At 67.4% G+C, this 26,789-nt stretch carries 28 protein-coding genes; 14 read left to right on the forward strand and 14 right to left on the reverse strand.

The features are described from left to right. Positions 1 to 128: 128 nt before the first annotated feature. From HTA01S_RS20985 to HTA01S_RS21000, 4 genes are all read left to right on the forward strand, one after another. Positions 129 to 629 carry a YiaA/YiaB family inner membrane protein gene (locus HTA01S_RS20985; RefSeq protein WP_068175032.1) on the forward strand — a complete coding sequence of 167 codons (501 nt, stop codon included), beginning with the start codon at positions 129 to 131 and terminating at the stop codon, positions 627 to 629. A 57-nt stretch (positions 630 to 686) separates the two neighbouring features. Next, on the forward strand, positions 687 to 1,145 hold the full coding sequence (locus HTA01S_RS20990) for a hypothetical protein (protein ID WP_068174880.1): 459 nt from the start codon (positions 687 to 689) through the stop codon (positions 1,143 to 1,145). Between the two features lie 129 nt (positions 1,146 to 1,274). Then, positions 1,275 to 2,081 carry a DUF2145 domain-containing protein gene (locus tag HTA01S_RS20995; RefSeq protein ID WP_068174882.1) on the forward strand — a complete coding sequence of 269 codons (807 nt, stop codon included), beginning with the start codon at positions 1,275 to 1,277 and terminating at the stop codon, positions 2,079 to 2,081. A 45-nt stretch (positions 2,082 to 2,126) separates the two neighbouring features. Next, entirely contained in the window at positions 2,127 to 3,233 is a 1,107-nt protein-coding gene (locus HTA01S_RS21000; RefSeq protein ID WP_068174884.1) for a zinc ribbon domain-containing protein, read from the forward strand. Between the two features lie 24 nt (positions 3,234 to 3,257). On the opposite strand, the gene yiaA is transcribed toward HTA01S_RS21000, so the two are convergent. Both yiaA and HTA01S_RS21010 read right to left on the reverse strand, forming a co-directional pair. Continuing rightward, positions 3,258 to 3,701 (reverse strand): inner membrane protein YiaA, encoded by a 444-nt coding sequence (yiaA, locus tag HTA01S_RS21005; protein ID WP_068174886.1) that lies wholly within the window; start codon positions 3,699 to 3,701, stop codon positions 3,258 to 3,260. 32 nt (positions 3,702 to 3,733) lie between these two features. After that, positions 3,734 to 4,927, reverse strand: coding sequence for an MFS transporter (locus HTA01S_RS21010; RefSeq protein ID WP_068174888.1), 1,194 nt, complete (start codon positions 4,925 to 4,927; stop codon positions 3,734 to 3,736). Between the two features lie 193 nt (positions 4,928 to 5,120). On the opposite strand from HTA01S_RS21010, the gene HTA01S_RS21015 reads away from it, so the two are divergent. Beyond that, on the forward strand, positions 5,121 to 5,588 hold the full coding sequence (locus tag HTA01S_RS21015) for a hypothetical protein (RefSeq protein WP_245638166.1): 468 nt from the start codon (positions 5,121 to 5,123) through the stop codon (positions 5,586 to 5,588). 24 nt (positions 5,589 to 5,612) lie between these two features. Here HTA01S_RS21015 and HTA01S_RS21020 read toward each other — a convergent pair whose 3' ends face one another. From HTA01S_RS21020 to queA, 6 genes are all read right to left on the reverse strand, one after another. Then, positions 5,613 to 6,398 carry a C40 family peptidase gene (locus HTA01S_RS21020; RefSeq protein ID WP_068174891.1) on the reverse strand — a complete coding sequence of 262 codons (786 nt, stop codon included), beginning with the start codon at positions 6,396 to 6,398 and terminating at the stop codon, positions 5,613 to 5,615. A gap of 31 nt (positions 6,399 to 6,429) precedes the next feature. Then, the gene (gene tgt / locus HTA01S_RS21025) at positions 6,430 to 7,596 is read right to left on the reverse strand and encodes a tRNA guanosine(34) transglycosylase Tgt (protein WP_068174894.1); all 1,167 of its coding nucleotides are present in this window, start codon (positions 7,594 to 7,596) and stop codon (positions 6,430 to 6,432) included. Positions 7,597 to 7,754: 158 nt separating this feature from the next. Then, positions 7,755 to 8,123 carry a c-type cytochrome gene (locus HTA01S_RS21030; RefSeq protein WP_068174896.1) on the reverse strand — a complete coding sequence of 123 codons (369 nt, stop codon included), beginning with the start codon at positions 8,121 to 8,123 and terminating at the stop codon, positions 7,755 to 7,757. Between the two features lie 136 nt (positions 8,124 to 8,259). Next, positions 8,260 to 9,612, reverse strand: a complete 1,353-nt coding sequence (locus tag HTA01S_RS21035) for a PQQ-dependent sugar dehydrogenase (RefSeq protein WP_157572206.1) — start codon at positions 9,610 to 9,612, stop codon at positions 8,260 to 8,262. Between the two features lie 38 nt (positions 9,613 to 9,650). Beyond that, on the reverse strand, positions 9,651 to 9,806 hold the full coding sequence (locus HTA01S_RS25425; protein ID WP_157572207.1) for a hypothetical protein: 156 nt from the start codon (positions 9,804 to 9,806) through the stop codon (positions 9,651 to 9,653). A gap of 86 nt (positions 9,807 to 9,892) precedes the next feature. After that, on the reverse strand, positions 9,893 to 11,014 hold the full coding sequence (gene queA / locus HTA01S_RS21040) for a tRNA preQ1(34) S-adenosylmethionine ribosyltransferase-isomerase QueA (RefSeq protein ID WP_068174900.1): 1,122 nt from the start codon (positions 11,012 to 11,014) through the stop codon (positions 9,893 to 9,895). A gap of 79 nt (positions 11,015 to 11,093) precedes the next feature. Here queA and recG point away from each other — a divergent pair, with 79 nt between their 5' ends. Then, on the forward strand, positions 11,094 to 13,193 hold the full coding sequence (gene recG, locus HTA01S_RS21045) for an ATP-dependent DNA helicase RecG (protein WP_068174903.1): 2,100 nt from the start codon (positions 11,094 to 11,096) through the stop codon (positions 13,191 to 13,193). 16 nt (positions 13,194 to 13,209) lie between these two features. Here recG and HTA01S_RS21050 read toward each other — a convergent pair whose 3' ends face one another. From HTA01S_RS21050 to HTA01S_RS21060, 3 genes are all read right to left on the reverse strand, one after another. Continuing rightward, positions 13,210 to 13,761, reverse strand: coding sequence for a hypothetical protein (locus tag HTA01S_RS21050; RefSeq protein WP_157572208.1), 552 nt, complete (start codon positions 13,759 to 13,761; stop codon positions 13,210 to 13,212). A gap of 150 nt (positions 13,762 to 13,911) precedes the next feature. Continuing rightward, complete coding sequence (locus HTA01S_RS21055; protein ID WP_068174906.1) at positions 13,912 to 14,388, reverse strand: hypothetical protein; 477 nt, start codon at positions 14,386 to 14,388, stop codon at positions 13,912 to 13,914. A gap of 172 nt (positions 14,389 to 14,560) precedes the next feature. Then, the gene (locus HTA01S_RS21060) at positions 14,561 to 15,019 is read right to left on the reverse strand and encodes a hypothetical protein (protein WP_157572209.1); all 459 of its coding nucleotides are present in this window, start codon (positions 15,017 to 15,019) and stop codon (positions 14,561 to 14,563) included. 164 nt (positions 15,020 to 15,183) lie between these two features. Here HTA01S_RS21060 and HTA01S_RS21065 point away from each other — a divergent pair, with 164 nt between their 5' ends. Next, positions 15,184 to 16,152: a hydrogen peroxide-inducible genes activator gene (locus HTA01S_RS21065; protein ID WP_068174910.1), complete on the forward strand. Its 969-nt coding sequence runs from the start codon at positions 15,184 to 15,186 to the stop codon at positions 16,150 to 16,152. Between the two features lie 115 nt (positions 16,153 to 16,267). Beyond that, entirely contained in the window at positions 16,268 to 17,203 is a 936-nt protein-coding gene (locus HTA01S_RS21070) for a 4-hydroxybenzoate octaprenyltransferase (protein ID WP_068174912.1), read from the forward strand. A gap of 136 nt (positions 17,204 to 17,339) precedes the next feature. On the opposite strand, the gene proC is transcribed toward HTA01S_RS21070, so the two are convergent. The 3 genes from proC to HTA01S_RS21085 are packed head-to-tail and all read right to left on the reverse strand — an operon-like array spanning position 17,340 to position 20,492. Next, a complete protein-coding gene (gene proC, locus HTA01S_RS21075; RefSeq protein WP_068174914.1) occupies positions 17,340 to 18,167 on the reverse strand; it encodes a pyrroline-5-carboxylate reductase in 828 nt (275 codons plus the stop codon). Between the two features lie 22 nt (positions 18,168 to 18,189). Continuing rightward, positions 18,190 to 19,683, reverse strand: a complete 1,494-nt coding sequence (gene glpK / locus HTA01S_RS21080) for a glycerol kinase GlpK (RefSeq protein ID WP_068174916.1) — start codon at positions 19,681 to 19,683, stop codon at positions 18,190 to 18,192. A gap of 26 nt (positions 19,684 to 19,709) precedes the next feature. Further along, positions 19,710 to 20,492 carry a DeoR/GlpR family DNA-binding transcription regulator gene (locus HTA01S_RS21085; RefSeq protein ID WP_068174917.1) on the reverse strand — a complete coding sequence of 261 codons (783 nt, stop codon included), beginning with the start codon at positions 20,490 to 20,492 and terminating at the stop codon, positions 19,710 to 19,712. Positions 20,493 to 20,648: 156 nt separating this feature from the next. On the opposite strand from HTA01S_RS21085, the gene HTA01S_RS21090 reads away from it, so the two are divergent. The 6 genes from HTA01S_RS21090 (at position 20,649) to HTA01S_RS21115 (ending at position 26,764) form a co-directional block, all read left to right on the forward strand. Then, the gene (locus HTA01S_RS21090) at positions 20,649 to 21,731 is read left to right on the forward strand and encodes an ABC transporter ATP-binding protein (RefSeq protein WP_068174918.1); all 1,083 of its coding nucleotides are present in this window, start codon (positions 20,649 to 20,651) and stop codon (positions 21,729 to 21,731) included. Beyond that, the gene (locus HTA01S_RS21095; RefSeq protein WP_068174920.1) at positions 21,728 to 22,798 is read left to right on the forward strand and encodes an ABC transporter ATP-binding protein; all 1,071 of its coding nucleotides are present in this window, start codon (positions 21,728 to 21,730) and stop codon (positions 22,796 to 22,798) included. The genes HTA01S_RS21090 and HTA01S_RS21095 overlap by 4 nt, the downstream gene beginning before the upstream one ends. After that, positions 22,795 to 23,688, forward strand: a complete 894-nt coding sequence (locus HTA01S_RS21100) for a carbohydrate ABC transporter permease (RefSeq protein WP_068174922.1) — start codon at positions 22,795 to 22,797, stop codon at positions 23,686 to 23,688. Before HTA01S_RS21095 ends, HTA01S_RS21100 begins: the two co-directional genes overlap by 4 nt. After that, a complete protein-coding gene (locus tag HTA01S_RS21105) occupies positions 23,681 to 24,493 on the forward strand; it encodes a carbohydrate ABC transporter permease (protein WP_068174926.1) in 813 nt (270 codons plus the stop codon). The genes HTA01S_RS21100 and HTA01S_RS21105 overlap by 8 nt, the downstream gene beginning before the upstream one ends. 120 nt (positions 24,494 to 24,613) lie before the next feature. Then, positions 24,614 to 24,922, forward strand: coding sequence for a DUF2160 domain-containing protein (locus HTA01S_RS21110; RefSeq protein ID WP_068174927.1), 309 nt, complete (start codon positions 24,614 to 24,616; stop codon positions 24,920 to 24,922). A 108-nt stretch (positions 24,923 to 25,030) separates the two neighbouring features. Further along, a complete protein-coding gene (locus tag HTA01S_RS21115) occupies positions 25,031 to 26,764 on the forward strand; it encodes an ABC transporter substrate-binding protein (protein ID WP_068174930.1) in 1,734 nt (577 codons plus the stop codon). Positions 26,765 to 26,789: the final 25 nt, after the last annotated feature.

The raw sequence follows: 26,789 nt of genomic DNA on the forward strand, positions 1-26,789 counted from the left end.
TCGCATAGAAAGTCTTGAAAATCGATACCGACCGGCCGACCTGATCAATCCGGTAAGAAAGTGTGGCTCCAGAATCTGGAGTCACACCCACCATCCGCGCCATGTTCAACAACCTTCCGAGGTTTCACATGGCAAGTCCCCGTTCCCCCCTCATCGTGATGCGCGACACCCGCGCCTGGCAGCTCCAGGTCTGGGTGTCGTTCGGCCTTGCGGTCTTTCTCTGTGCCACCGGGCTGGCCTATCTGCCGGGGCAGGCGCTGGACCGCGCGTTCATGGTGATGGGCTATGTGTTCTGCCTGTCCACGGTGTTCGTGTTGTCCAAGGCGGTGCGCGACACGCAGAAGGCCAGTCTCACGGGTGAGGCCGAGACGCCGATGTGGCGCGTCGTGGTCTGGGGTGGTTTTGCGGTGGCGATGGGGCTCACGCTCTGGGGCCTGCTGCGCATGCAGATCGACGAGACCTACAAGGCCTACCTGGGCGTGAGCTGGCTGTACCTGGTGACCTCGGCGTTCACGCTGGCCAAGACGCTGCGCGACCGCCACGAGGCGGACCTGGCCGAAGCCCATGTGGCGGGCCGCCAGCAGGCGCTGGCCGAACGCGCGGCCGCCACGACGCAGGTGGCGGCCTGAAGCGGCTTCTCTGTCCCCTCTTTCTATTGACCCAGTTTCCTTTTCAGGAGCAATGACATGACACGTTCTTTTCTGACCCAGACTTTTCTCGCCGCCGGTCTGGCGCTGGCTTTGGCCGCCGGCCCGGCGCGGGCGCAGAGCGAGGCTTCGCTGGTGCTGTCGGCTTTGCCGGTGGCGTCGGTGGTGGGTGTGGCGGGCAGTGCCGCGGCGGGCGCGGTGGCGGTCAGCGCGCTGCCGGTGGCGCTCACGGTGAGTGGCGCGGTGCTGGTGGTGAAGACGGTGGAGGTGTCGGCACGCGGCACGGTGATCGTGCTGGAGCGGGCGTCCGACGGCGCGCGGGCCAGTGTGGAGCTGACGGGGCGCGCCGCCTCGGGCGTGGCGGCCAGTGTGGGCACGGCGGTGGCGGTAAGCGTGATCAGCACGGGTGTGCTGCTCTCGGCGGCGGGCGAGGTGCTGTGCTTCATCCCCAACGAGATAGGGCGCGCTCTTCTCCACAACGAAAGAATCACGTACTGACCCCCGCAGCGCCTGCGGCGCTTCCCCCTTTCAGGGGGCAACACCAGCGGCCCGGCAAAGCCGGTTCCGCGGTGTTTCCCGGTTGGGGCTTCCTCATTCGAGGCGTATCTCCTTTTTGCGAGGTATCTGATGAAAACCTTTTTGAGATTGTGGGTCGTGTCCTGCGGGTCGGCACTTCTGCTGATGGCCCCCGCCGCACACGCCGGCCGCTCGTGTGAGCAGCGGCCCATGACGCCGCAGACACTGACGCAGGGCCTGGCGCTCGCGCAGCAGACGGCGCAGGCGCTGGACGCGGAGTTCGCCCGCAGCGGCGCGCGCGTGGTGGTGCTGGGCCGCGCGGGGCAGGACCTGGGCAAGTACCAGTTGCGTTACTCGCACCTAGGCTGGGCCTACAAGACGGCCGAAGGGCCGTGGCGCGTGCTGCACAAGCTCAACCAGTGCGGCACCGGCACCGGTTCGATCTACCGCCAGGGCCTGGGCGAGTTCTTCCTGGACGACCTCTGGCGCCACGAGGCGGTGTGGTCGGTACCCGCGCCCGCGTTGCAGGCGCCGCTGCTCGCGCTGTTGACCGACCCGGCGCGCAGTATCCGCCTGCATCAGCGCGACTACAACATGGTGGCCTACGCCTGGGGCACGCGCTACCAGCAGTCCAACCAGTGGGCGCTGGAAACCCTCGCCATGGCCGCCGAGCCGGGCCTCACCACGCGCCAGCAGGCACAGGCCTGGCTGGGCTTCAAGGGCTACCAGCCGAGCACGCTGCGTCTGGGCGCGCTCACGCGCCTGGGCGCGAGCGCCAGCTCCGCGCACATCCGCTTCGACGACCACCCGAACGCCAAACGCTTCTCCGATCGCATCGAAACCGTGACGGTGGATTCGGTGCTGGACTGGCTGGCGCGCACCGGCCTGGGCACTGCGGCGCAGCGGATCGCGCTGTGAGCGGGTTCACAATGGCCCCAACCAACAGCTTCTGAGGGAAACAACATGAGCAAGACCCTGCGTCTGTCCGAGAAGTGGTTCCACCGCGGCCTGTGGCTGGTGGCGTTCCTGTTTGCCTGGTTCCTGACCGGGCTGGGCAGCACCATCGTGGGCGATCTGCCGCGGGTGGAGCAGCGCCAGTCGCTGGAAGACTTCATGGACCCGCAGCGCACGCCCGCGCTCAAGGAATCCATCAAGACGGCGGAGCGCGCGGCCGAAGAAGCGCAGGCCGAGCTGGAGCAGGCGCAGCTCAAGCTGCAGACGGCACGCGCCAACAACCGTGCCGCGCGCGAAACCTTCGACAACTGGCTGGCCACGCGCCGCGTGACGCAACGCGCGGAGCAGGACGAGGAGTTGCTGCAGCGCACCCGGGAGCTGGACGGCCTGCGGCAGGCCGAGCGCACGGCGTTCTCGGCGGTGGAGCAGCAGCAACAGGCCGCGCTGGACGCGCGCCAGGCGCAGGAACGCGCCCAGGCCGAGCTGCGAGGCCTGCAGGACCAGGCCCGCGACGCGTACGTGGACGCGCAGCGCGCGCAGGAGTTGCGGGTGTTCGGCTACCGGCTGGCGCTCACGCTGCCGCTGCTGGTGCTGGCCGGTTACCTGTTCAAGAAGCACCGCAAGGGCTCGTCGTGGCCCTTCGTCTGGGGCTTCATCTTCTTCGCGCTGTTCGCGTTCTTCGTGGAGCTGGTGCCCTACCTGCCGAGCTACGGCGGCTATGTGCGCTACATCGTCGGCATCGTGCTCACGGTGATCGGTGGGCGCTACGCGATCCAGGCGCTGCAGCGTTACCTGGAGCGGCAGAAACAGGCCGAGGCGCAGCCGGCCCAGACCCGCCAGCGTGAGATGGACTACGACCAGGCGCAGGCGCGCATGACGAAGAACATCTGCCCGGGCTGCGAGCGCACGGTGGACATGAAAGACGGCAAGACCGACTTCTGCCCGCACTGCGGCCTGTGCCTGTTCGACCACTGCGGGCACTGCAGCACGCGCAAGAACGCGTTTGCGCGCTACTGCTTCTCGTGTGGGGCGTCGGCGAAGGAGCCGGTGGCTGAGCCGGCGAAAGCCACGGCGGGCCTGCCGCCGCAGGAACCCGAAGGCGCCGCTGCCGCCTGACGGCAGCGCAGCGGCTGTGCCGGTTTATTCGGCCGCTGCGCCGTCGATCTCGGGGTGGGCGCTGCGGAACTGGGCCACGTCGCGGATGTTCTTCTGCACCGCGACCGCGCCAAACAGCGACAGCAGGAAGGCCATGGCGTAGAAGCCTTTTTCGCTGGCGGCCAGCGTCGCGTTCCACAGACCTACGGTCAGCAGCGCCACCGACAGACCCAGCGACACCCAGCACAGGCCATAGTAGATGCCGGTGACGGGGATGCCCTCGATGCGGTCACGCACCGACTTCTGCAGCGACACGGCGGAGAACAGGCCGTACATCAGCAGCGTGAAGTAGTAGCCCTTTTCGTTGAGCTGCATCTGTGCGTTCCACAAGCCCATGAGGTAGACCACGGCGCCGACCATCAGGGCCGCCCATGACGCGGCGATGAAGGCTCCGGTGGGGCGTTGGGCGGCGTAGGCGGGAGCGGGCATGGGAATCCTCCAGGTTTGTTGGTGGCCGGACTTTACCGGAAGCCTGTAACTTTTTGTCGCTCCTCACGCACCAGCCGCCCCATGGCCCACAGGCCCAGTGCCGGGCCGAGCGCCAGCCAGGGCAGCAGTACGCCCAGGCTCACCGCCTGCGACAGCGAGACGAACAGCAGGATGCTCACGATGGAGATGCCGAAACCGATGCTGTTGGTGAGCGTGAGCACACTGCCCACGGCCTGCGGCGGCGCGTTGCGTGCGGTGAGGGTGGAGAACTGCGGCGAGTCGCCCGAGACGGTGATGCCCCAGAGCAGCAGCCAGCCGTAGAACAGCGGTGCGGTGGCGTCGATCACCAAGGGCGTGGCCAGGCAACACAGGCCGCTGATCGCCAGCTGCACCGAAGCCACGCGCGCGCTGCCCCAGCGCTGCGCCACCCAGCCGCCGCCGGCGCAGCCGATGGCGCCCGCGCCCAGCACCCAGAACGCTGCCCACGACAGATCGGCGCCCTGCAACCGGGTGGCCAGCACCAGCGGCACCATGACCCACATGGTGTAGAGCTCCCACATGTGGCCGAAGTAGCCGAGCACCGAGGCGCGCACGCGTCCATCGGTCCACACGGTGGCGAGCGCGCGCCATTGCAACGTGGTCACGCGGGCGTGCGCGTGCGGCGCGTCGTGGGTGGTGAAAAACAGCAGCAGCCCACCCGCGGCCGCGAGCGCGGCCACGCCCAGCATCAGCGTGGGCCAGGGCAGGGTGCCGCTGAGCGCGCGCAGCGCGTGGGCGCTGGCCGAGCCGAGCACCAGCGCACCGATCAGCAGGCCGAGCGCCCCACCCAGGCCGCGCGTGTACCACTGCGCCGCGATCTTCATGCCCACCGGGTAGATGCCGGCGAGAAACACACCGGTGAGAAAGCGCCAGACCAGCAGGGCCTCGTACTGCGTGACCATGGCCCAGGCGCCCACGGTGCAAGCTGCGCCCGCGAGCGCACAGAACAGGAACACACGGCGCGGCGCGAAGCGGTCGGCGATGGCGAGCAGGGCAAAGACCAGGGTGCCGACGATGAAGCCGAACTGCAGCGACGACGTGAGCGGCCCCACCGCGCTGGCCGGCCAGCCCAGCTCGCGCTGCAGGTCGGGCATGACCGCGTTGACCGCGAACCAGAGGGACGTGCCGGCGAACTGCGCGGTCACCAGCACGGGCAGGATGTGGCGGGGCACGGCGGGCTGAGTCATGGCCGAACTCTAGGCGGAAAACGCGGCGGTCCACGGTCCCGATGCCGACAGTCACGCCCGTTCCCGGGTTCAAAGTACCCTTTGGATCGACTCAGGGTTCTACAAAACGGTTCTTTGCCCGAGGATCGATGTTTTTTTGACGACGCCAGCGAGGATCGCGGCACAAGCATGTGCTTGGGCCTTGAGGATCCCTATGGATGTCTTTTCCGCTGTTCGTTCGACCCGTCGCGGGGTTGCTGTGCTGGGGTTGGCCGCCACGGTCGCCACATTGGCGGGTTGTTATGTCGTGCCGATCGACCCGCGCACCGGGCAGGCGGTGCCGCCGCCTCATGCCGTGGTGGTTGCCGCGCCCGCGCTGCCGCTGACCTTTCCTGCCCGCCTCTACCCGGCCAACGATCTGGCCAGCGCTTACGGCGTCATCAACGCCACGGTGACGAACGATCTGCACGGGCGCGGTAGCTTCAACACCTCCATCAACGGTGAAACGTTCACAGGCGAGGCCACGCGCAAGGCCGGCTCGTCACGCGATGGCGTGGCCAACGGCGCGGGCAACCGGGGCAGCTACCTGAGTTGCCAGTACACGATGAACTCGGCCACGTTGGGCTCGGGGACCTGCCGTCTGAACACCGGTGCAGTGTTCACGATGCACGTGGGGAACTGACGCCGTCGAGAGTCTGCCTTCCGATCAGTTGTCAGCGCCCGCCGCCATCTCCACCTCGGTGGCCGCGACCCCGGATTTGAGGTGCCCGACATACAACAAGGCCTGCTCGGTGCGCACCGAGGGCACATCGCCTTCGCGCATGTGCAGCAGGTCGGCCGGGCTGATGAGCCGGGGGTCGGCGGTGGTCAGTGGCAGCTGGGCGTGGCGGTAGGCTTCGAGCACGAACTGCGAGCAGAAGAATCGGTCGTTCTTGACCGCGCCCAGCTGGATCGCTGCGAGGCCGCGGATGCAGAAGTCCCGCACCAGGCCGGGGATCAGCGGCAGTTCGCAGTACTGCCGCCCGATGCTGAACGGCGCCTGCAGCACGATGCCGGCGGTGTTGTATTTCTTGCCCACGTGCAGGCGGGAAAACGCGTTGAGCGCGCCCACCTGGGGCTCGGCGATGCCCGGGTGGCGAAAGGCCACGATAGTGGATTCGCCGTCCATGTACTCCTGCGTGCTGCGCGTGCGCACGCCCGCGCCGACCGCCTCGACGAAGGTGCCGTCGCCCAGGTAGAGCGCGGCGTGGCTGACGGGCGCGAGCGTGATCAGGCGCACGCCCATGGACACCACGCTGTGGGTGGAACTGAGCACGATGTCGCCCGGGCGCAGGTCTTCGGGGGTGATGCGCAACCCGCCGTTGCTCGGTGTGAGCAGCAAGCGCTGTTGCATGCGCAGGGCGGGCTGGCCGGGTTCGGGTGCGAAGTCCACCCGGGTGGCGCAGCCGGCCACGATCACCAGGCTGGACGCCGCGGCCAGCCGGCGCGCCATGGTGGTGAACTTCCTCGTCACCGCGCAGGCCTCAGATGCCTCGCGCCCGGTCGGCCTTGAACTGCGTGCGGAAGGCCTCGAAGCGACCGGCATCCAGCGCCTCGCGCACCTCGCGCATGAGGTTCAGGTAATAGTGCAGGTTGTGCACGGTGGCGAGCATGGGGCTGAGCATTTCGCCGCAGCGGTCCAGGTGGTGCAGGTAGGCGCGGCTGAAGCCGTCGCGCCCGCCGTCGTCCCAGCTCACGCCGCTCTTGCCCGCGCAGGCATAGCAGGTGCAGGTGCTGTCCAGCGGCTGGTGGTCGGTCTTGTGGCGCGCGTTGCGGATCTTGAGATCGCCGAAGCGGGTGAACAGCGTGCCGTTGCGCGCGTTGCGCGTGGGCATGACGCAGTCGAACATGTCCACGCCACAGGCCACGCCTTCCACCAGGTCTTCGGGCGTGCCCACACCCATCAGGTAGCGCGGCTTGTGCGCCGGCAGGCGGTGCGGCGTGTGCGCCATGATCTGCAGCATCTGTTCCTTGGGCTCGCCCACGCTCACGCCGCCGATGGCGTAGCCGGGGAAGTCCATTTCCACCAGCGCCTCCAGCGACTCCTGGCGCAGGTGCTCGAACATGCCGCCTTGCACGATGCCGAACAGCGCGTTGGGGTTTTCGAGCCGCGCGAACTCGTCCTTGGAGCGCACGGCCCAGCGGCGGCTCATCTCCATGCTCTTGCGCGCCTCGGCCTCGGTGGTGAGGTGGCCGTTGGTCTCGTAGGGTGTGCACTCGTCGAGCTGCATCACGATGTCGCTGTTCAGCCCGGTCTGGATCTGCATGCTCACTTCGGGCGACATGAAGAGCTTGTCGCCGTTCACGGGGCTGGCGAAGTGCACGCCTTCTTCGGTGATCTTGCGCATGGCCCCCAGGCTCCAGACCTGGAAGCCGCCGGAGTCGGTGAGGATGGGCTTGTGCCACTGCTCGAAGGCGTGCAGGCCGCCGAAGCTTTGCATCACCTCGCGGCCCGGGCGCATCCAGAGGTGGAAGGTGTTGCCCAGGATGATCTGGGCGCCCATGTCTTCGAGGCTGGCGGGCATGACACCCTTGACCGTGCCGTAGGTGCCCACGGGCATGAAGATGGGGGTTTCAACCACGCCGTGGTTGAGGGTGAGGCGGCCACGGCGGGCGTGGCCTTCGGTCTTGAGCAGTTCGAACTGGAGCATGGGGGCGATTGTCGCCGAGCACGGGGTGAGCAATGCCGCCACTGACGTGCCGCTGGCGCACGGTGCCTCCACCCGGCACACGCCGCGGAACCGGCTTCGCCGGGCCGCCAGCGTGGTCCCCCCTTCCAGGGGGAAGCCGCGTCAGCGGCGCAGGGGGGTCACTCCAGCGCCAGGATCCAGGCCACCAGCCTGGCGGCATCGGCCTCGGACACCACCACCTTGTTGGGCGGCATGGCCAGGCCGCTGACCTTGCCCTTCCAGTGGCTCTCATAAGGGCTGGAGCCGGCCATCACGGTGGCGGTGAGCTGCTGCTGCGCGCCTTTCTGGCTCTTGTATTTGGCCGCAACCTCGCGCCAGGCCGGGCCGATGGGGGGCAGACCGTTCGGGCCCTTGCCGCCGGGCTCGATGTGGTGGCAGGTCATGCAGCCCGCGTTGTTGGCGAGTTTCAGGACCTCGTCGTCACCCGGTGCGGCCCAGGCTTGGGCGGCCAGCAGGGCGGTGGTCAGTGCAATCAAGAGGCGGTTCATGGGGCATTTCTCCGTGGGTTTGCTGGGAATGTTTTCAGGCTAGCAGTCGGCCCCGGCGCGGGATTGATCTTTGTCAAGGCGCGCGGTGTCCGTCTCAATCCGAAACAGTCGCGCCACCCCGGCGCGGCGGGAGCCGTCAGCGGACGGCCGCAGCCGGCGCCACCACCAGCACGGTGTGGTTGCGGTCTTCCACCACCCACAGGCGGCCTTGCGAGTCCACCGTGGCACCGGCCGGATTGCCCAGCGGTCGCAGGCTTGGTGCGGCGGACCAACCCGAGGCGATGTTCTCGCGCGGGCCCTGTGGCCTGCCGTCGGCCCCCAGCCGCCAGGCCACGATGCGCTGGCCCTGGGCGCGGTAGCCGTGCCAGACCGCCAGCAGCCGCCCGCTCCAGGGCGCCGCGGCCTGCCCGGCGCCGGCCGGGGGCACCACCAGCAACTGCAGCGGCGCCACGTGCGCGGGCCAAGCCTGGTGTGGCGGACGGTGCGCGGGGCCGCTGCAACGCGCCCGGCCTTCGTAGCCGCGCGCGACCACGCTGCGGGCGCGTGCGTCGCTCACGCAATACGGCCAGCCGAAGTGGGCGCCGTCCGCCAGCTCGTTGAGCTCTTCGGCCGGGGCTTTGGCATCGCTGTAGTCCACCGAGTTTTCGGCCTGCCAGAGCCGCGCCGGCTGGCGCCCGCGGGCCGGCACCACGGCCAGTCCCAGCGAGTTGCGCAAGCCGGTGGCGTAAGGCCGCAGCGATTGCAGCGTGAAGCCGGGGCCGCCGAGCACCGCTTCGTACACCGCCGCGCGGGGCTGCGCACCCTTGGTTTCGGGGCAGGGCTGGGGTTGGCGCTGCTGCTCGTCGCGGCAGGCGTCGGTGGACGAGCCCATATTGATATAGAGCCGGCCGTCGGCGCCAAACGCGAGTTCCTTGAGCGGGTGCGCGCCGTCGGCGGGCAGGCCGGTGATCAGGTCTTCGCGCTGCACCGTCTCGCCCACGGGCGTGCGCCAGATGCTGCCGGCCTCGCCGATGTAGACCTTGCCGTCGGGCCCGCGCACCAGGGCGTGTGGCCGGTCCAGCCCGCTGGCCAGGGTGCGCAGCCGCCCGGGTTCGCCGGGCTGCCCGGCGGTGCGCAATTCGAGCAGCCGGCCCCGGCGCGGCTCCCAGCTGCCCATGTCCACGATCCAGAACCGGCCCGGCGCCACCTCCAGCAGGCGGCGCGGCATGCGCAGGCCGTCGCGGGCGTCGGCCACCAGGCCCGCGCACCAGCCCGCCGGCACGGTGAGCGCCACGCCGGGGTGGCCGGCGCACTGGCCTTGCGGGGTGTAGAGCGGTGTGGGGGCTGCTTGGGCCAGGGGCGCCAGACCCGGAGCGGCCAGGCCCCACACGGCCAGGGCGCGCCAGAGGCCCAACCGCCACGACACGGAGCCAGCGCCCGAGGCTGGCGTGGGGCAGGGGGCGTGCAGGTGGTGGGGAAGCGGGTGGGCCGGGTGCCCTGGGGAGTGCATCGGCCGATTCTATGGAGCCCGGCGCGCGGGCGGCCGGCTCAGCGCAGCGGCGCGATGGAAGTGTCGGCGCCGAGCTGGAGGGTGTCGTTCAGCGACGCGTTGCGGTCCGAGCTGTCCCAGCCCCAGGCCAGCAGCACGGCGAGTCCGAGCGAGACGATCAGGGCCAGGCCCAGGCGGAGAAAGATTTCGATCACGTGGCCACTCGGTGCGGGTTGGGGATGTTGGGGGGCGATTGTGCCGGGTGGGTTTGTCACCGCATGGGGAAAAGTGCGAGCAAATGTTACGAAGCGGGCCGGCCAAGTATCGGAGTCTTCTGCAGCAGCATCGCGTCGCCGTAGCTGAAAAAGCGGTAACCCTGCGCCACCGCGTGGCGGTAGAGCGCCATCACGTGCTCGTGGCCGGCGAAGGCGCTCACCAGCATCATCAGCGTGCTCTTGGGCAGGTGGAAGTTGGTCACCAGCACGTCCACCACCTGGAAAGCGAAGCCGGGCGTGATGAAGATGTTGGTGTCGCCCGTGGTCTGGCCCGAGCGTGCCCAGCTCTCCAGCGTGCGCACGGTCGTGGTCCCCACCGCCACCACGCGCCCGCCGCGCGCGCGGCAGTCGGCGATGGCTTGCAGGGTCTCGGTCGGGATCGCGTAGCGCTCGTGGTGCATCACGTGCTCTTCGATGCGCTCGGTCTTCATCGGCGCAAACGTGCCCGCGCCCACGTGCAGCGTTACGTTGGCGCGCCGCACGCCGCGGGCTTCGAGCGCGGCCAACACGCCGTCGTCGAAATGCAGCGCCGCGGTGGGTGCGGCCACGGCGCCGGGCACGCGGGCAAACACGGTCTGGTAGCGGCGCTCGTCGTCGGCGTTGTCCGCGTGGGTGATGTAGGGCGGCAGCGGCACGTGGCCGTGGCGCGCCATCAGCTCGTAGGGCGTTTCGCCGGCCGGCCCGGTCAGGCGCAGGCGGAACAGCTGGCCCTGCTCATCGGGCCAGCGGCCGAGGAACACCGCATCAAAACCGCCGCCCCGCAGGCCGCCCGCCAGGTGCAGCAGGCCGCCGGGCTGCGGCTTCTTGCTCACGCGGATGTGCGCCACCACCTCCTGCCCCGAACCGTCCAGCGCCTCGTGCGGCAGCAGCACGCGCTCGATCAGGATCTCGAACTTGCCACCCGAGGCTTTCTCGCCGAAGAGTCGGGCCTTGACCACCTGCGTGTCGTTGAACACCAGCAGGTCGCCCGGCTGCAGCAGGCCGGGCAGTTCGCGGAAGATGCGGTCCACCGGCACCGCCCCGGTGCCGTCGAGCAGGCGCGAGGCGCTGCGTTCGGCGGCGGGGTGCTGGGCGATGAGTTCGTCGGGGAGCGCGAAATCGAAATCGGCGACGGTGAATGTGCGCGCCGCAAGGGAAGAAGCGTTCATGCTGCTTGAGGGCCGGACAAGGCCCGTTCCAAGTGAAAGTGGCGAGAGGGGTGGATAAAAAGACAGGCAGAATTGTCCCATGCCCGACGCCCAGCCCGCCCCCGCCAAGGCGCTTTCTGCCCCGCAGAAAGCCCTGCACAAGCTGGGGCTCAGGCGCGACATCGACCTGGCGCTGCACCTGCCGCTGCGCTACGAAGACGAAACCCGCGTGGTGCGCCTGAGCGATGCGCGCGACGGGCAGACCGTGCAGGTGGAAGGCACGGTCACGCATCAGGAGATCACGATGCGCCCGCGCCGCCAACTGCTGGTGACGCTGGACGACGGCAGCGACACCTGCACCCTGCGCTTCTTCAGCTTCTACCCCTCGCACCAGAAGGCGCTGGCCGTGGGCGCTCGCGTGCGGGTGCGCGGTGAGGTCCGTGGCGGTTTCATGGGCCGCACCATGGTGCACCCGGCGTTTCACGCGGCCGGCGGTGAACTGCCCGACGCGCTCACGCCGGTGTACCCGACCAGCGCCCAACTGCCCCAGGCCTACCTGCGCAAGGTGGTGGCCAGTGGCCTGGCGCGCGCCGACCTGAGCGAAACCCTGCCCCCCGAGTTGCTGGACGGCCTGAAGGCGGTGGTGCACGGCACCTGGACGCTGCGCGACGCCCTGCGCTATCTGCACCACCCGGGGCCGGACGTGTCGCTCGACGCGCTCGAAGACCGCAGCCACCCGGCCTGGCAGCGCCTGAAGGCCGAAGAGTTGCTGGCCCAGCAGCTGTCGCAGCTGACGGCCAAACGCGAGCGCGATGCCCTGCGCGCGCCGGCCTTGCGCACGGCGCCGGGTGGCCTGCACGAACAGCTGCTCGCCGTGTTGCCCTTCGCGCTGACGGGCGCGCAGCGCCGCGTGGGCGAGGAGATCGCGCGCGATCTGGCGCGATCCGTGCCCATGCACCGCCTGCTGCAGGGCGACGTGGGCTCGGGCAAGACGGTGGTGGCCGCGCTGGCCGCCGCCATCGCCATCGACTCGGGCTGGCAGTGCGCGCTGATGGCGCCCACCGAGATCCTGGCCGAACAGCATTTCGCCAAGCTCATTGGCTGGCTGGAGCCGCTGCTCGCACCGCTGGGCAAACGCGTGGCCTGGCTCACCGGTGGCCAGAAAAAGAAGCAGCGCAGCGAGATGCTGGCGCTGATCGCCAGCGGCGAAGCCGCGCTGGTGGTGGGCACGCACGCCGTGATCCAGGACCAGGTGGTGTTTCAGAACCTGGCGCTGGCCATCATCGACGAGCAGCACCGGTTTGGCGTGGCGCAGCGGCTGGCCTTGAGGTCCAAGACGACCGAGGGCGACGATGGGCAATCGCGTGAGCCCCACATGCTCATGATGACGGCGACGCCGATCCCTCGCACGCTCGCCATGAGCTACTACGCCGACCTCGACGTCTCCACCATCGACGAGCTGCCGCCCGGGCGCACGCCCATCGTCACCAAGGTCGTGTCCGACCAGCGCCGCCACGAGGTGATCGAACGCATCCGCGCTCAGGTGGCGCAGGGCCGGCAGGTCTACTGGGTGTGTCCGCTGATCGAAGAGAGCGAGGCGCTGGACCTGTCGAATGCCACGGCAACCCACGCCGAACTCAGCACCTCACTGCAAGGCGTGCTGGTCGGCCTGCTGCATTCGCGCATGCCGGTGGCCGAGAAGAAGGCGGTGATGTCGCTCTTCACCAGCGGCCACATGGGCGTGCTGGTGTCCACCACGGTGATCGAGGTCGGGGTGGACGTGCCCAACGCCTCGCTGATGGTGATCGAACACGCCGAACGCTTCGGCCTGAGCCAGTTGCACCAGCTGCGCGGCCGGGTGGGGCGCGGCGCGGCGGCCTCGGCCTGCGTGCTGCTCTACACCCCGCCCGAGGGCGGGCGCCTGGGTGAAACCGCGCGCGAGCGCCTCAAGGCCATGGCGGAAACCAACGATGGTTTTGAAATTGCCCGCCGAGACCTGGAGATCCGCGGCCCGGGCGAATTCTTGGGTGCCCGCCAGTCGGGTGCCACGATGCTGCGCTTCGCCGATCTGGCCACCGACGGCCACCTGCTCGACTGGGCCCGGGGCGCCGCTGCAGAAATGCTGGCGCAGCACCCGGCGGCGGCCGAAAAGCACATCGCCCGCTGGCTCGGCAGCAAAGCCGAATACCTGAAGGCATGAGCCTTCGAGATTCGATTTACAGAGCGGTCCAGGGTTCGTCGAAGGCAAATGCGTCCGGGAACCCCTCTGCATCGAGCTTGCTTTTGTCTCCGAAATAGAGCTTGCCGCCTTTGATTAGCAGCAGGGTCTTGAAAGGAGCACCCACACCCTCGACGATGGCTGCTTTCTCGCCCTCGTCATCACCGATGGTCTTCGGGCCCTGTAGGACATAGGTGTAGCTGACGTACGGTCTGATAGAAAGACCCAGGTCCTTGCAGTCGGGGCTGGAGCCGGAGTAGCTCACGGGGGTCATCTTCAACGTCGAGTTGTCGATCTTCTCGACCGTTACGATCGTCGCTAACGCCAAGCCGGAAGCGCTGCTGGGTGGGCTGCACTTCAGCCAGGTGCCAACATAGGGTTCGGTTGTTGAGGTTTCGTCCGAGCCGCCGCAGGCGCTCAGCAGCAGGGGCGTGGCGAGGGCGAGCGCCCAAAAGTGTTTTTTCATATTCATGCCCTCCGTAAGGGGTTTTTTGGTGTTTTTACCGCCGCTTGTACGGTCGGCCAGACCGTATCTCAGCAACGTGCTCACGTTGTGCCGCGATGGCCGGTGTACCTGACGCTGACTGAACGCAAAAATACCGTGGCCGTGGCGCGCGAACGCCTCAAGGTCGTGACCGAAAAGCACATCGCCCGCTGGTTGGGCGGGCGATGTGGGTTTTTCAAGGCCTGAGCCCGATGATCAACGTCTGACGGTGGCGCGGCTCATGTCAAGCGTGGTCGGGAACCCTTCGGCATCCACTGGAGAGCCTTCGGGGGATTCGAACCAGCGGTCGCCCTCGACGTAGTGGATGTCCTTTTCAGCGTCGTTGCCGAGCGTCGCGGTGACTTTGTCGACCGTCTTGCCGCTGACGGAGCCCGTGCCATGAATGGTCAAGGAGGCGGGAAGTGTCTCACTGGAAGAGGGTGCGCCCGAGCAATTTGCATTGGCGAAAACACGCAAAGTCAGCGTCCCGGATACGAGGTTGTCGTTGGACTTGTTCAGGGTGACTTCGCCCGCGGCTGACGACGAGCCGTCAGCCTCGCACGGAATGTCCCAGACGCCCACGTACTTGCCGGCCGGCGAGCTGTCTACTGGGTCATCACCACTAGGGCCGCAGGCGCTCAGCAGCAGGGGCGTGGCGAGGGCGAGCGCCCAGAAGTGTTTTTTCGTGTTCATCTTTGATAGGGTTGATGTTGTGGAGCTGTTTCAGTGGCGCTTCGCTGATCCGGCGACGGGCATGTGTTTGCGGGCATGCTGGCACAGTACCTTGCGGTGGCCGAACAACACATCTCCCGAGGTGGGCGGTCGAAGCGAATTCTTGAAGACCTGGCAGCCTTCGGTGACAGGGTTATTTGCGTCGCAGCACGAAATCACTGCCCACGGTGGTCGGGTAGCCTTCGGCATCGCGCGCACCGCTGGAGCGCATATGAATCTCGGCACCCTGCACCAGCCAGAGCTCCTTGGTCTGTGTTGCGCCCAGATGGGCGCTCACCCGGTCCGCACCCGCCGTTTGCCCGTTGATGGACATGGAGCCCTGCACATGGTTGCCTGGGGAGCCTTTGCCGCTGCAGGTCGATCCCGAGTGCACTGTGCCGTCCGCATCGATGGTCAGGTTGGCCGCACCGGTCTTGGTGAATGTCCAGTCCTGCAAGACAGAAGATCCATTGCCCAGATTCACGCAGGGCGCCGCCCAGACACCCACGTACTTGTCGGCCGGTGAGCTGTCCGCGGGGGCGTCGCTGCCGCCGCCGCAGGCGCTCAGCAGCAGGGGCGTGGCGAGGGCGAGCGCCCAGAAGTGTTTTTTCATGTTCATGTCCTCCGTGAGGGTTTTTGGTGTGGTGGAGCCGTTCCAGCGGCCCGGTTCTGGGCGTGTGCGGCACGGGAATATAACAATTTGTCACCAAACGCCTGTTGATCGAGCACAAGTTCGATCATGGGGGCGGGGTGTGGAGTCGGCGCAAAATACCGGCCATGACGCTGACCGAACTCAAATACATCGTGGCCGTGGCGCGCGAGAGGCACTTTGGCCGGGCGGCCGAGGCCTGCTACGTGTCGCAACCCACGCTCTCGGTGGCCATCAAGAAGCTGGAAGAAGAGCTGGAGCTCAAGATCTTCGAGCGCAACGCCAGTGAAATCAGCGTGACACCGCTGGGTGAAGAAATCGTGCGCCAGGCGCAGACCGTGCTGGAGCAGGCCGCGTCGATCAAGGAGATTGCCAAGCGTGGCAAGGACCCGCTGGCCGGCCCGCTGCGCCTGGGGGTGATCTACACCATTGGCCCGTACCTGCTGCCCAACCTCGTGCGCCAGGTGATCGAGCGCACGCCGCAGATGCCGCAGATGCCGCTGATGCTGCAGGAGAACTTCACCGTCAAGCTGCTGGAGCAGCTGCGCCTGGGCGAGATCGACTGCGCGATCCTGGCCGAACCCTTCCCGGACACCAATCTGGCGATCGCCCCGCTGTACGACGAGCCCTTCCTGGCCGCGGTGCCGGTGAACCACCCGCTGGCGCGCCAGAGCTGTGTCACCTCCGAGCAGCTCAAGCGCGAGACCATGCTGCTGCTGGGCACGGGCCACTGCTTTCGCGATCACGTGCTGGAGGTGTGCCCGGAGTTCGCCCGTTTCTCCAACGACACCGAAGGCATCCGCAAGAGCTTCGAAGGCTCGTCGCTGGAAACCATCAAGCACATGGTGGCTGCCGGCATGGGCGTGACCCTGGTGCCGCGCCTGTCCGTGCCCAGCTCGGCGCTGGACGGCGCGCCCAACGCCGGCCAGGATTTCGGTGACTCGTCCTATGTGCGCTACCTGCCGTTTGAAGGCGAGGCGCCCACGCGCCGCGTGGTGCTGGCCTGGCGGCGCAGCTTCACGCGCTACGAGGCCATCGCCGAACTGCGCAATGCGATCTACGCCTGCGAACTGCCGGGCGTGAAACGACTGTCTTGACCCCCCTTGCGCCGCTTCGGATCTTCTCCCCAAGGGGGACCACACCTGCGGCACGTCCTGCGTTTGTCGAAGGGCGGTTCTGCGGTGTGCCGGATTCCCGGGCGCGCCCATCTGAATGCTGAGTCCTGCTGTGTTTGATCGTCTGAATCTCTACCTGGATCTGATCCGCTGGAACCGCCCCGCCGGCTGGCTGCTGCTGCTCTGGCCTTCGCTGTCGGCCCTCTGGGTGGCGGCAGGCGGTTTCCCGGGGCTGCACCTGCTGCTGGTGTTCGTGGCCGGCACCATCCTCATGCGCAGCGCCGGCTGCTGCGTCAACGACGTGGCCGACCGCGAGTTCGACAGACACGTCAAGCGCACCGCGCAGCGCCCGGTGACCAGCGGGCGCGTGGGCGTGAAAGAAGCGCTGGGCGTGGGCGCCGTGCTCGCTTTCGTGGCCTTCCTGCTGGTGCTCACGACCAACGTCGCCACCATCACCTGGTCGGTGCTGGGCCTGGTGCTGTCGCTGGTCTATCCCTATGCCAAGCGGTATGTGTCCATGCCGCAGGCGGTGCTGGGCGTGGCGTTCAGCTTCGGCATTCCCATGGCGTTCGCGGCGGTGAACGGCGGTCCGGCGCTGGAGCTGTTCAGCGGCGCGGCGCCCTGGAGCGAAGCCGGCTTCTGGTCGGGCGTCTGGCACAGCGTGCCGCCCGTGGCCTGGGTGCTGATGGCGGGCAACCTGTTCTGGGTGCTGGCCTACGACACCGAATACGCCATGGTGGACCGCGACGACGACCTGCGCATCGGCATGAAGACCTCGGCCATCACGCTGGGCGACGCCGACGTGCCGGCCGTCACCGCGTTTTACCTGGTCTTCCTGGGCATCTGGACCGCCGCGCTGTGGTCCGTGGTGAATCCCTGGGTCTGGGGCGCCATGCTGGTTGTGGCATTGACCCAGGTGGCCTGGCATTTCCACCTGATCAAGGACCGCACCCGGGACGGTTGCTTCAAGGCCTTCCGCCTCAACCACTGGTTGGGCTTCACGGTGTTCGTGGGAGTGGTGCTGGGCGTGTGAAGGCGCGTTGCGGGTGTGATCACTTTCCCGCGTGACGTGCCCCAACCCAGCATGCGGCGGAACCGGCTTTGCCGGGCCGCTCGCATGGTCCCCTTGAGGGGGTGACGCGCTGAAAGCGCGGCGCGGGGGTGAGCCTCTACTTGCCGAATTCGGCGCCGAGCTCCGCTGCGCGCTTCTGCGCCGCGAACAGGGCGTCCGCGAATTTCGCTTTCACACCGCTCGCGTCCATTGACGTGATCGCCGCGTAGGTGGTGCCGCCCTTGGACGTGACGCGCTCGCGCAGCGTCTGCAGCGGTTCGCTGGAACGTTGTGCCAGGGTGGCCGCGCCGATGAAGGTGCCGATGGCGAGTTGCTGCGCCACCTCGGGCGCGAGGCCCATGCGGGCACCGGCATCGCGCATGGCTTCGAGGAAATAGAACACATAGGCCGGGCCCGAGCCGGAGAGGGCGGTCACGGCGTCCAGGTCCGACTCCACGTTCACCCACACCAGCTCGCCGGTGGTGCGCACCACGCGCTCCACCAGGGCCCGGTCGGCGTCCGACACGGCGGCGCGGGCCATCAGCCCGGTCATGCCCAGGCCGACCAGGGCGGGCGTGTTGGGCATGGCGCGCACGATGCGCTGCGTCTGCAGCCAGCCGGCCATGCTCTCGCTGGTGATGCCGGCGGCCACACTCAGGTGCAGGGCATCGCCGAGGAAGGGTCCTGCGGCCAGCGCGGCGTCCTTGAAGGTCTGCGGCTTCACCGCCCAGACCACGAGATCGGAGGACTTCAACTCAGCACTCGCGGCGGGCAGCATGGTCATGCCCGGGAACTGTTGCGCCAGCCTGGCGCGCTGCTCGTCCCAGGGCTCGACCACCTGCAGGGCGCTGGTGGGGTGGCCCTGGCGGACCAGGCCGCCGATGATGGCGCTGGCCATGTTGCCGCCGCCGATGAAGGTGATGATGGGGTGGGTGGACGTGTTCATGCGGCGATTGTCGCTGCGGCGGCTACGCCGCCGTCGTCTGCCTCACCGCGTGTTCCCACTGCGCCATCTTTTCCGCCGCCCGTTCGCGCGACAGCGTGGGGTGGAAGGTGCGCTCGGCGCGCCACTGTTTGGACAGTTCGTCCAGCCCGGCGTACAGCCCGCTGTGCAGGCCGGCCAGGTAGGCTGCGCCCAGCGCGGTGGTCTCGATCACCGCCGGGCGCACCACCGGGATGCCCAGCAGGTCGGCCTGGAACTGCATCAGCAGGTCGTTGACGCAGGCGCCGCCGTCCACCCGCAACTCGCTCACCGGCACGCCGCCGGCCGCGATCGCGTCGCGGCTCATGGCGTCGAGCAGGGCCGCGCTCTGGAACGCGATGCTCTCCAGCGCCGCGCGTGCGATGTGGGCCATGGTGGTGCCGCGCGTCAGGCCGTTGATGCTGCCGCGCGCGTCGGCCTGCCAGTAGGGCGCGCCCAGCCCGGTGAAGGCGGGCACCAGCACCACGCCGCCTGCGTCGGGCACGCTCTCGGCCAGGGCCTGCACCTCGCTGCTGGACTCGATGGCGCGCAGCCCGTCGCGCAGCCACTGCACCACGGCGCCGCCGATGAACACGCTGCCTTCCAGTGCATACTGTGGCGCGCCGGGGGGCTGGGCCGTGGCGGTGGTGATCAGGCCGTTCTGGCTGGTCTGGAACCGTTCGCCGGTGTGCATGAGCATGAAGCAGCCGGTGCCGTAGGTGTTCTTGGCCATGCCGGCCGAGAAGCAGGCCTGGCCGAACAGGGCGCTTTGTTGGTCGCCGGCCACGCCGCCGATCGCCAGCGGCGCGCCCAGCCATTCGGCCTGGATGTCGCCGAAGTGGGCGCTGGACGGCAGGGTTTCGGGCATCAGGCTGGGCGGGATGTTGAGCAGGGCCAGCAGCTCGTCGTCCCAGCGCTGGCTGTGCACGTTGAACAGCATGGTGCGCGAGGCGTTGCTGATGTCGGTGACGTGGCGCGCGCCGCCCGTGAGCTGCCAGATCAGCCAGCTGTCGACCGTGCCGAAGGCCAGCTCGCCGCGTTCAGCCTGAGCGCGCGCGCCGGGCACGTGGTCGAGCATCCACTGGAGCTTGGTGCCGGAGAAATAGGCGTCGATGCGCAGGCCGGTCTTCTGCAACACGGTGTCGCTCAGGCCGCGCTCGCGCAGTTCGGCGCAGGCGGCTTCGGCGCGCCGGTCCTGCCAGACGATGGCGTTGTACACCGGTGCGCCGGTGCGCCGGTTCCACAGCAGGGTGGTCTCGCGCTGGTTGGTGATGCCCACGGCGCGGATGTCGCTCGCTTTCAGGCCGGCCTGGGCCAGCGCCTCGCGGGCGGTTTCCAGCTGTGTGGTCCAGAGGTCGCGCGGGTCGTGTTCCACCCAGCCCGGCTGGGGGTAGATCTGGCGGAACTCGCGCTGCGCCATGGCCACCACGTGGCCGTCGCGGTCGAACACGATGCTGCGCGAACTGGAAGTGCCCTGGTCCAGGGCGAGCAGGTAGGTCATGGCTTGTCTCGAAAAGGTTGTGGGGATCAGGCGGGGTCGTCCGAACGGTCGGCCACCACGCATTCGACGTGGCCCTGCGCCATCAGTTCGCCGAAGGGTGGGGGCGGCGGCGCGTCGGTGAACATCACGTCGATCTCGTCGAGCCGCGCCAGTTCCACCATGGCGGGCCGGTTGAACTTGCTGTGGTCGGCGGCGAGCCAGACCTCGCGCGACTGCTCAACGATGGTGCGCGCCACCTTCACCTCGCGGTAGTCGAAGTCGCGCAGCGTGCCGTCGGACTCGATGCCGCTGATGCCGATCAGGCCGATGTCCACCTTGAACTGGCGCATGAAGTCCACCGTGGCCTCGCCCACGATGCCCTGGTCGGCGCCGCGCACCAGGCCGCCGGCCACGATCACCTCGCAGTCGGGGTTGGTGCTCATCAGCGCGGCGATGTGCAGGTTGTTGGTGATCACGCGCAGGCCGCGGTGGCGCAGCAGCTCGTGGCCCACCGCCTCGATCGTGGTGCCGATGTTCAGGATCAGCGAACAGCCGTTGGGCACCCGCTGCGCGATGGCCCGCGCGATGGCGCGCTTGGCGTCGGACTGCATGGCCTGGCGCTGCCGGTAGGCGATGTTTTCGGTGGTCGAACTCGGCAGGCGCACGCCGCCATGAAAACGCGAAAGCAGGCCGGCCTCGGCGAGGCGCTGCACGTCGCGGCGCACGGTCTGCAGCGTCACACCAAAGCGTTCGGCCAGGGCTTCGATGGTCTGCGGGCCGCGGGCGCGCACGTCTTCGAGCAGCTGGGTGTGTCGGGGCGCGAGGTTCATGCGGACGGATTCTTGAAACAGGACAACCCGAACATAACGGAAAAAATATTTTTGCTCTTAAGGGTAAATACCGAATAAAAAAGAACATAAACGAACAATAGAATCGCCGAAACGAAAACGCCCGACCCGGGTGACTGGCCTTCTTCTGGACCTGAAATGCAGCTCTCTCTGGAATACGTGGGGAAAACGGTCGGACCATCGGTCCACCTCTATCCCCAGAGCCTGACCCCGGTGCCCGGCGCGGTCACGGTCTTGCTGGGCGCGACCCAGGCCGGCAAGACCAGCTTGATGCGCCTCATGGCCGGGCTGGACGTGCCCAGCACCGGCCGGGTGCTGGTGGACGGCGTTGACGTGACCGGTGTGCCAGTGCGCGAACGCAACGTGGCCATGGTCTACCAGCAGTTCATCAACTACCCCTCGATGACGGTGGCCGACAACATCGCCTCGCCGCTGAAACTGCGCGGCCTGCCGCGCGCCGCGATCGACTCCCAGGTGCGGCAGCTCGCCGAGCGTCTGCACATCGACATCTTTCTGGACCGCCTGCCGGCCGAGCTCTCCGGTGGCCAGCAGCAGCGCGTGGCGCTGGCCCGCGCCCTGGCCAAGAACGCGCCCCTGATGCTGCTGGACGAGCCGCTGGTGAACCTGGACTACAAGCTGCGCGAAGAGCTGCGCGAGGAACTGACCCAGCTCTTCGCGGCCGGCGACTCCACCGTGGTCTACGCCACCACCGAGCCCGGCGAAGCGCTGCTGCTGGGTGGCTACACGGCGGTGATGGACGCGGGCGAGCTGCTGCAATACGGGCCGACCGCCGAGGTCTTTCATGTCCCCAAATCGATCCGCGTGGCGCGAGCCTTCAGCGACCCGCCGATGAACCTGCTGGCGGCCGAGGCGGTGGACGGTGGCGTGCAGCTGGGTGGCGGGCCGCGCCTGGCCGTGAACCTGCCCGAGCGCGCCACCCGCGCGCTGACGGTGGGCGTGCGCGCCAGCGCCCTGCGGGTGCATCCGCGCGAGGGCGATGTGACTCTGCCCGGCACCGTGGAGCTGGCCGAAATCTCGGGTTCCGACACCTTTGTGCACGTGCACGCCGGTGTGGGCGAGGTGGTGGCCCAGCTCACCGGCGTGCACGACTTTGAACTCGGCAGCGCCATCACCCTGCACCTGAACCCGGCGCAAGTCTATGTGTTCGACCAGGCGGGCGACCTGCTGGTCGCGCCCGAGCGCAAGGGAGCATCTCAATGAGCCGTATCGATCTGGATCTCGCGCACTCGTACAAGCCGAACCCGAAAGAGGACGGTGACTACGCGCTGCTGCCACTGAAGATGAGCTTCGAAGATGGCGGCGCCTACGCCTTGCTCGGTCCCTCGGGCTGCGGCAAGACGACCATGCTCAACATCATGTCCGGCCTGCTGGTGCCGTCGCACGGCAGCGTCAAGTTCGACGGCCAGGACATGACCCGCGCCACGCCGCAGCAGCGCAACATCGCCCAGGTGTTCCAGTTCCCGGTCATCTACGACACCATGACCGTGGCGGAGAACCTGGCCTTCCCGCTGAAGAACCGCAAGGTGCCGGCGCATCAGATCCAGGCCCGCGTGGGCCAGATCGCCGAGATGCTGGAGATGAGCCACCAGCTCGACATGCGCGCCGCCGGCCTGAGCGCCGACCAGAAGCAGAAGATCTCGCTGGGCCGTGGTCTGGTGCGGCCCGACGTGTCGGCTGTGCTGTTCGACGAGCCGCTGACCGTGATCGACCCGCACCTGAAGTGGCAGCTGCGCCGCAAGCTCAAGCAGATCCACCACGAGCTCAAGCTGACCCTGATCTACGTGACGCACGACCAGGTGGAGGCGCTGACCTTTGCCGACCAGGTGGTGGTGATGACGCGTGGCAAGGTGGTGCAGATGGGCACGCCCGAGGCCTTGTTCGAGCAGCCGGCCCACACCTTCGTGGGTCACTTCATCGGCTCGCCGGGCATGAACTTCCTGCCCGCGAACGTGACCGACGGTGCGCTCAGCGTGGGCGGCCTCGGCCTGAGCGCGGACCGCGAGCTGCCCGCGGGCGATCTCAAGCTGGGCATTCGGCCCGAATACCTGCGGCTGGTGCCGGTCGGCGCGATCGGCGCCTTGCCGGCCACCGTGCGCCAGGTGCAGGACATCGGCACCTACCTGCTGGTGACCTGCGACGTGGCCGGCCAGACCCTCAAGGCGCGGCTTGCACCCGACACCACGCCGCCCGCGGTGGGCGACCGCGTGGGGCTGCAGGTGCTGGGCGAACACACCTGCTATTACAAGAACGAGGAGCTCATGGCATGAGCGTGACCACCAAACCCGTGAACCAGAAAGCCTGGTTCCTGATCCTGCCGGTCTTCATCTGCGTGGCCTTCTCGGCCATCCTGCCGCTGATGACGGTGGTGAACTACTCGGTGCAGGACATCATCTCGCCCGAGCGGCGCGTCTTCGTCGGCACCGAATGGTTCGCCGCCGTGATGCGCGACGAAGACCTGCACGCCGCGCTCTGGAACCAGCTGAAGTTCTCGGGCGCCGTGCTGCTGGTGGAGATACCGCTGGGCATCGCGCTGGCGCTGTCCATGCCGGCCGCGGGCTGGAAGGCCTCGGCCACGCTGGTGATCGTGGCGCTGTCGCTGCTGATTCCCTGGAACGTGGTCGGCACCATCTGGCAGATCTTCGGCCGCGCCGACATAGGCCTGATGGGCGCCACCCTGCAGCGGCTGGGCATCGAATACAGCTACACCGGCGACGCGCTGCACGCCTGGTTGACCGTGCTGCTGATGGACATCTGGCACTGGACGCCGCTGGTGGCGCTGCTGGCCTACGCCGGCCTGCGCAGCATCCCCGACGCCTACTACCAGGCCGCGCGCATCGACGGTGCCAGCAAGTTCGCGGTGTTCCGCTACATCCAGCTGCCCAAGATGCGCGGCGTGCTGATGATTGCGGTGCTGCTGCGCTTCATGGACTCTTTCATGATTTACACCGAGCCCTTCGTGCTCACCGGTGGCGGCCCCGGCAACGCCACCACCTTCCTCAGCCAGTACCTGACGCAGAAGGCGGTCGGCCAGTTCGACCTCGGCCCGGCGGCGGCGTTCTCGCTGATCTATTTCCTCATCATCCTGCTGTTCTGCTTCGTGCTCTACAACTGGATGCAACGCCTGGGACAAACCGAGAAGGAGGGCGGTCATGCATGAGCGTCGATTGAAGAAACGCACGATCTTCCTGATCGCCTACCTGGTCTTCGCCCTGTTGCCCATCTACTGGATGGTCAACATGAGCTTCAAGACCAACCAGGAAATCCTCTCCAGCTTCAGCCTGCTGCCGCAGGCCTTCACCTGGGACAACTACAAGACCATCTTCACCGACGAGTCCTGGTACTCGGGCTACATCAACAGCCTGATCTACGTGGCGATCAACACCACGATCTCCCTCACGGTGGCGCTGCCCGCGGCCTATGCCTTCAGTCGCTACAGCTTCCTGGGCGACAAGCACGTGTTCTTCTGGCTGCTGACCAACCGCATGACGCCGCCCGCGGTGTTCCTGCTGCCGTTCTTCCAGCTCTACACCACGGTCGGCCTGATGGACACCCACCTGGCCGTGGCGCTGGCCCACCTGCTGTTCAACGTGCCGCTGGCGGTGTGGATTCTCGAAGGCTTCATGAGCGGCATCCCGCGCGAGATCGACGAGACCGCCTACATCGACGGCTACAGCTTCCCGCGCTTCTTCCTCACCATCTTCCTGCCGCTGATCAAGGCAGGGGTGGGCGTGGCAGCCTTCTTCTGCTTCATGTTCAGCTGGGTCGAACTGCTGCTCGCCCGCACGCTCACCAGCGTCAACGCCAAACCCATCGTGGCCACGATGACCCGGACCGTGAGCGCGAGCGGCATGGACTGGGCCACGCTGGCCGCCGCAGGGGTGCTGACGATCGTGCCCGGCGCGATCGTGATCTGGTTCGTGCGCCACTACATAGCCAAAGGCTTCGCCATGGGACGGGTATGAGAACCCCCCGCGCGCCCATGGCGCTACCCCCCAAGGGGCGCCGCTGGCGGCCCGGCAAAGCCGGTTCCGCGGCGGCCTGGGTTGGGCGGCACTTCGCTCGCAACAAATTGGAGATATCGCATGTTTGAGTGGATGGCGTGGACCACGCCCGTGGCCATATTTTTCACCTGCATCGTGCTGATGCTCGTCGGCATGACGGTGTGGGAACTCAAGTCGCCCACGACGATGCGCAAGGGCTTTCTGCCCATGGCCACCACGCGCGGTGACCGCCTGTTCATCGGGCTGCTCGGGGCGGCCTACATCAACCTCGCCTTCGTCGGCTTGGCCGGGTGGCTCACCGAGTGGATGTCGCTGGAGCAGGAGCCCAGCATCTGGATCTCGTTCGTGGTGTCCATGGTCTGGCTGGTCTGGACCCTGCGCAAGGGCTGAACCCGATCTGGGATCGTTTTTCCTTTCCGTTGAATTCGGCCCATTGCTTCCCCGGGGCCGAGCCGTTCAGCGTCAACACCGGGGAAGCACATTGCTAGAGGAGACAACATGAAATTTCGTCATACCGCACTGGCCGTCGCGGCCATCGCGGCCCTGGGATGCAATCTGGCCTGGGCCGATGCGGCCGCGGCCAAAAAATGGATCGACAGCGAGTTCCAGCCCTCCACCCTGAGCAAGGACCAGCAGGCCGCCGAGATGAAATGGTTCATCGATGCCGCCGCCAAGCTCAAGGCCAAGGGCGTGAACGAAATCTCGGTGGTGTCCGAGACCATCACGACGCACGAATACGAGAGCAAGACGCTGGCCAAGGCCTTCAGCGAGATCACCGGCATCAACGTCAAGCACGACCTGATCCAGGAAGGCGACGTGGTTGAAAAACTGCAGACCTCCATGCAGTCGGGCAAATCGATCTACGACGGCTGGATCTCCGACTCCGACCTGATCGGTACGCACTACCGCTACGGCAAGATCATGAACCTGACCGACTACATGGCCGGCAAGGGCAAGGAATACACCAACCCCGGTCTGGACCTCAAGGACTTCATCGGCACCAGCTTCACCACCGGCCCTGACAAGAAGCTCTACCAGCTGCCCGATCAGCAGTTCGCCAACCTGTACTGGTTCCGTGCCGACCTGTTCGCACGCCAGGACCTGAAGGACAAGTTCAAGGCCAAGTACGGTTACGACCTGGGCGTGCCGCTGAACTGGAGCGCCTACGAAGACATCGCCGCCTTCTTCAGCGAAGACGTGAAGACCATCGACGGCAAGCCGATTTATGGCCACATGGACTACGGCAAGAAAGACCCGTCACTGGGCTGGCGTTTCACCGACGCCTGGCTGTCGATGGCCGGCACCGCCGACATCGGCATCCCCAACGGCAAGCCGGTCGACGAATGGGGCATCCGTGCCTCGGCCGACGGCTGCACGCCGCTGGGTGCGAGCGTCTCGCGCGGTGGTGCCACCAACTCGCCGGCCGCCGTTTACGCGCTGACGAAGTACGTGGACTGGATGAAGAAGTACGCGCCGAAAGAAGCCAGCGGCATGACCTTTGGCGAAGCTGGCCCCGTGCCGGCCCAGGGCCAGATCGCCCAGCAGATCTTCTGGTACACCGCCTTCACCGCTGACATGACCAAGAAGGGTCTGCCGGTGGTGAACGAGGACGGCACGCCCAAGTGGCGCATGGCCCCCGGCCCCAACGGTCCGTACTGGAAGCAGGGCATGCAGAACGGCTACCAGGACGTGGGCTCGTGGACCTTCTTCGAGAAGCACGACGAGAACCGGACTGCGGCCGCCTGGCTCTACGCGCAGTTCGTGACGGCCAAGACCACTTCGCTCAAGAAGACGATCGTCGGTCTGACCCCGATCCGCGAGTCCGACATCCAGAGCAAGGCCATGACCGACATGGCGCCCAAGCTCGGTGGCCTGGTCGAGTTCTACCGCAGCCCGGCACGCGTGGCCTGGACGCCCACCGGCACCAACGTGCCCGACTACCCCAAGCTGGCCCAGCTCTGGTGGCAGAACGTGGCCCAGGCCGTGACCGCCGAGAAAACGCCCCAGCAGGCCATGGACAACCTGGCCGAACAGATGGACCAGGTGATGGCCCGTCTGGAACGCGCCGGCATGGACCGCTGCGCGCCCAAGCTCAACAAGAAGGAAGACCCGAAGAAGTGGTTGAGCGACAAGGGGGCGCCGTGGGCGAAGCTGGCCAACGAGAAGCCCAAGGGTGAAACCATCGCCTACGACCAGCTGCTCAACGCCTGGAAGAATGGCAAGGTCCGCTGAGGACGCCTGAACGATCGAGTCGCAA

The organism is Hydrogenophaga taeniospiralis CCUG 15921 (assembly GCF_001592305.1).
GTDB classification, from domain to species: domain Bacteria; phylum Pseudomonadota; class Gammaproteobacteria; order Burkholderiales; family Burkholderiaceae_C; genus Hydrogenophaga; species Hydrogenophaga taeniospiralis.

Bases quoted from the DNA above. Each gene is read 5' to 3' on its own strand.
- recG (WP_068174903.1), top strand. From the start codon at position 11,094: ATGCCCGACGCCCAGCCCGCCCCCGCCAAGGCGCTTTCTGCCCCGCAG.
- HTA01S_RS20985 (WP_068175032.1), top strand. From the start codon at position 129: ATGGCAAGTCCCCGTTCCCCCCTCATCGTGATGCGCGACACCCGCGCC.
- proC (WP_068174914.1), bottom strand. From the start codon at position 18,167: ATGAACACGTCCACCCACCCCATCATCACCTTCATCGGCGGCGGCAAC.
- HTA01S_RS21030 (WP_068174896.1), bottom strand. From the start codon at position 8,123: ATGAACCGCCTCTTGATTGCACTGACCACCGCCCTGCTGGCCGCCCAA.
- HTA01S_RS21070 (WP_068174912.1), top strand. From the start codon at position 16,268: ATGCTGAGTCCTGCTGTGTTTGATCGTCTGAATCTCTACCTGGATCTG.
- HTA01S_RS21020 (WP_068174891.1), bottom strand. From the start codon at position 6,398: ATGGCGCGCCGGCTGGCCGCGGCGTCCAGCCTGGTGATCGTGGCCGGC.
- HTA01S_RS21095 (WP_068174920.1), top strand. From the start codon at position 21,728: ATGAGCCGTATCGATCTGGATCTCGCGCACTCGTACAAGCCGAACCCG.
- HTA01S_RS21090 (WP_068174918.1), top strand. From the start codon at position 20,649: ATGCAGCTCTCTCTGGAATACGTGGGGAAAACGGTCGGACCATCGGTC.
- HTA01S_RS21015 (WP_245638166.1), top strand. From the start codon at position 5,121: ATGGATGTCTTTTCCGCTGTTCGTTCGACCCGTCGCGGGGTTGCTGTG.
- HTA01S_RS21055 (WP_068174906.1), bottom strand. From the start codon at position 14,388: ATGAACACGAAAAAACACTTCTGGGCGCTCGCCCTCGCCACGCCCCTG.
- HTA01S_RS20995 (WP_068174882.1), top strand. From the start codon at position 1,275: ATGAAAACCTTTTTGAGATTGTGGGTCGTGTCCTGCGGGTCGGCACTT.
- HTA01S_RS21110 (WP_068174927.1), top strand. From the start codon at position 24,614: ATGTTTGAGTGGATGGCGTGGACCACGCCCGTGGCCATATTTTTCACC.
- yiaA (WP_068174886.1), bottom strand. From the start codon at position 3,701: ATGCCCGCTCCCGCCTACGCCGCCCAACGCCCCACCGGAGCCTTCATC.
- queA (WP_068174900.1), bottom strand. From the start codon at position 11,014: ATGAACGCTTCTTCCCTTGCGGCGCGCACATTCACCGTCGCCGATTTC.
- HTA01S_RS21035 (WP_157572206.1), bottom strand. From the start codon at position 9,612: ATGCACTCCCCAGGGCACCCGGCCCACCCGCTTCCCCACCACCTGCAC.
- HTA01S_RS21000 (WP_068174884.1), top strand. From the start codon at position 2,127: ATGAGCAAGACCCTGCGTCTGTCCGAGAAGTGGTTCCACCGCGGCCTG.
- HTA01S_RS21010 (WP_068174888.1), bottom strand. From the start codon at position 4,927: ATGACTCAGCCCGCCGTGCCCCGCCACATCCTGCCCGTGCTGGTGACC.
- HTA01S_RS21115 (WP_068174930.1), top strand. From the start codon at position 25,031: ATGAAATTTCGTCATACCGCACTGGCCGTCGCGGCCATCGCGGCCCTG.
- glpK (WP_068174916.1), bottom strand. From the start codon at position 19,683: ATGACCTACCTGCTCGCCCTGGACCAGGGCACTTCCAGTTCGCGCAGC.
- tgt (WP_068174894.1), bottom strand. From the start codon at position 7,596: ATGCTCCAGTTCGAACTGCTCAAGACCGAAGGCCACGCCCGCCGTGGC.
- HTA01S_RS21060 (WP_157572209.1), bottom strand. From the start codon at position 15,019: ATGAAAAAACACTTCTGGGCGCTCGCCCTCGCCACGCCCCTGCTGCTG.
- HTA01S_RS21100 (WP_068174922.1), top strand. From the start codon at position 22,795: ATGAGCGTGACCACCAAACCCGTGAACCAGAAAGCCTGGTTCCTGATC.
- HTA01S_RS20990 (WP_068174880.1), top strand. From the start codon at position 687: ATGACACGTTCTTTTCTGACCCAGACTTTTCTCGCCGCCGGTCTGGCG.
- HTA01S_RS21085 (WP_068174917.1), bottom strand. From the start codon at position 20,492: ATGAACCTCGCGCCCCGACACACCCAGCTGCTCGAAGACGTGCGCGCC.
- HTA01S_RS21065 (WP_068174910.1), top strand. From the start codon at position 15,184: ATGACGCTGACCGAACTCAAATACATCGTGGCCGTGGCGCGCGAGAGG.
- HTA01S_RS21105 (WP_068174926.1), top strand. From the start codon at position 23,681: ATGCATGAGCGTCGATTGAAGAAACGCACGATCTTCCTGATCGCCTAC.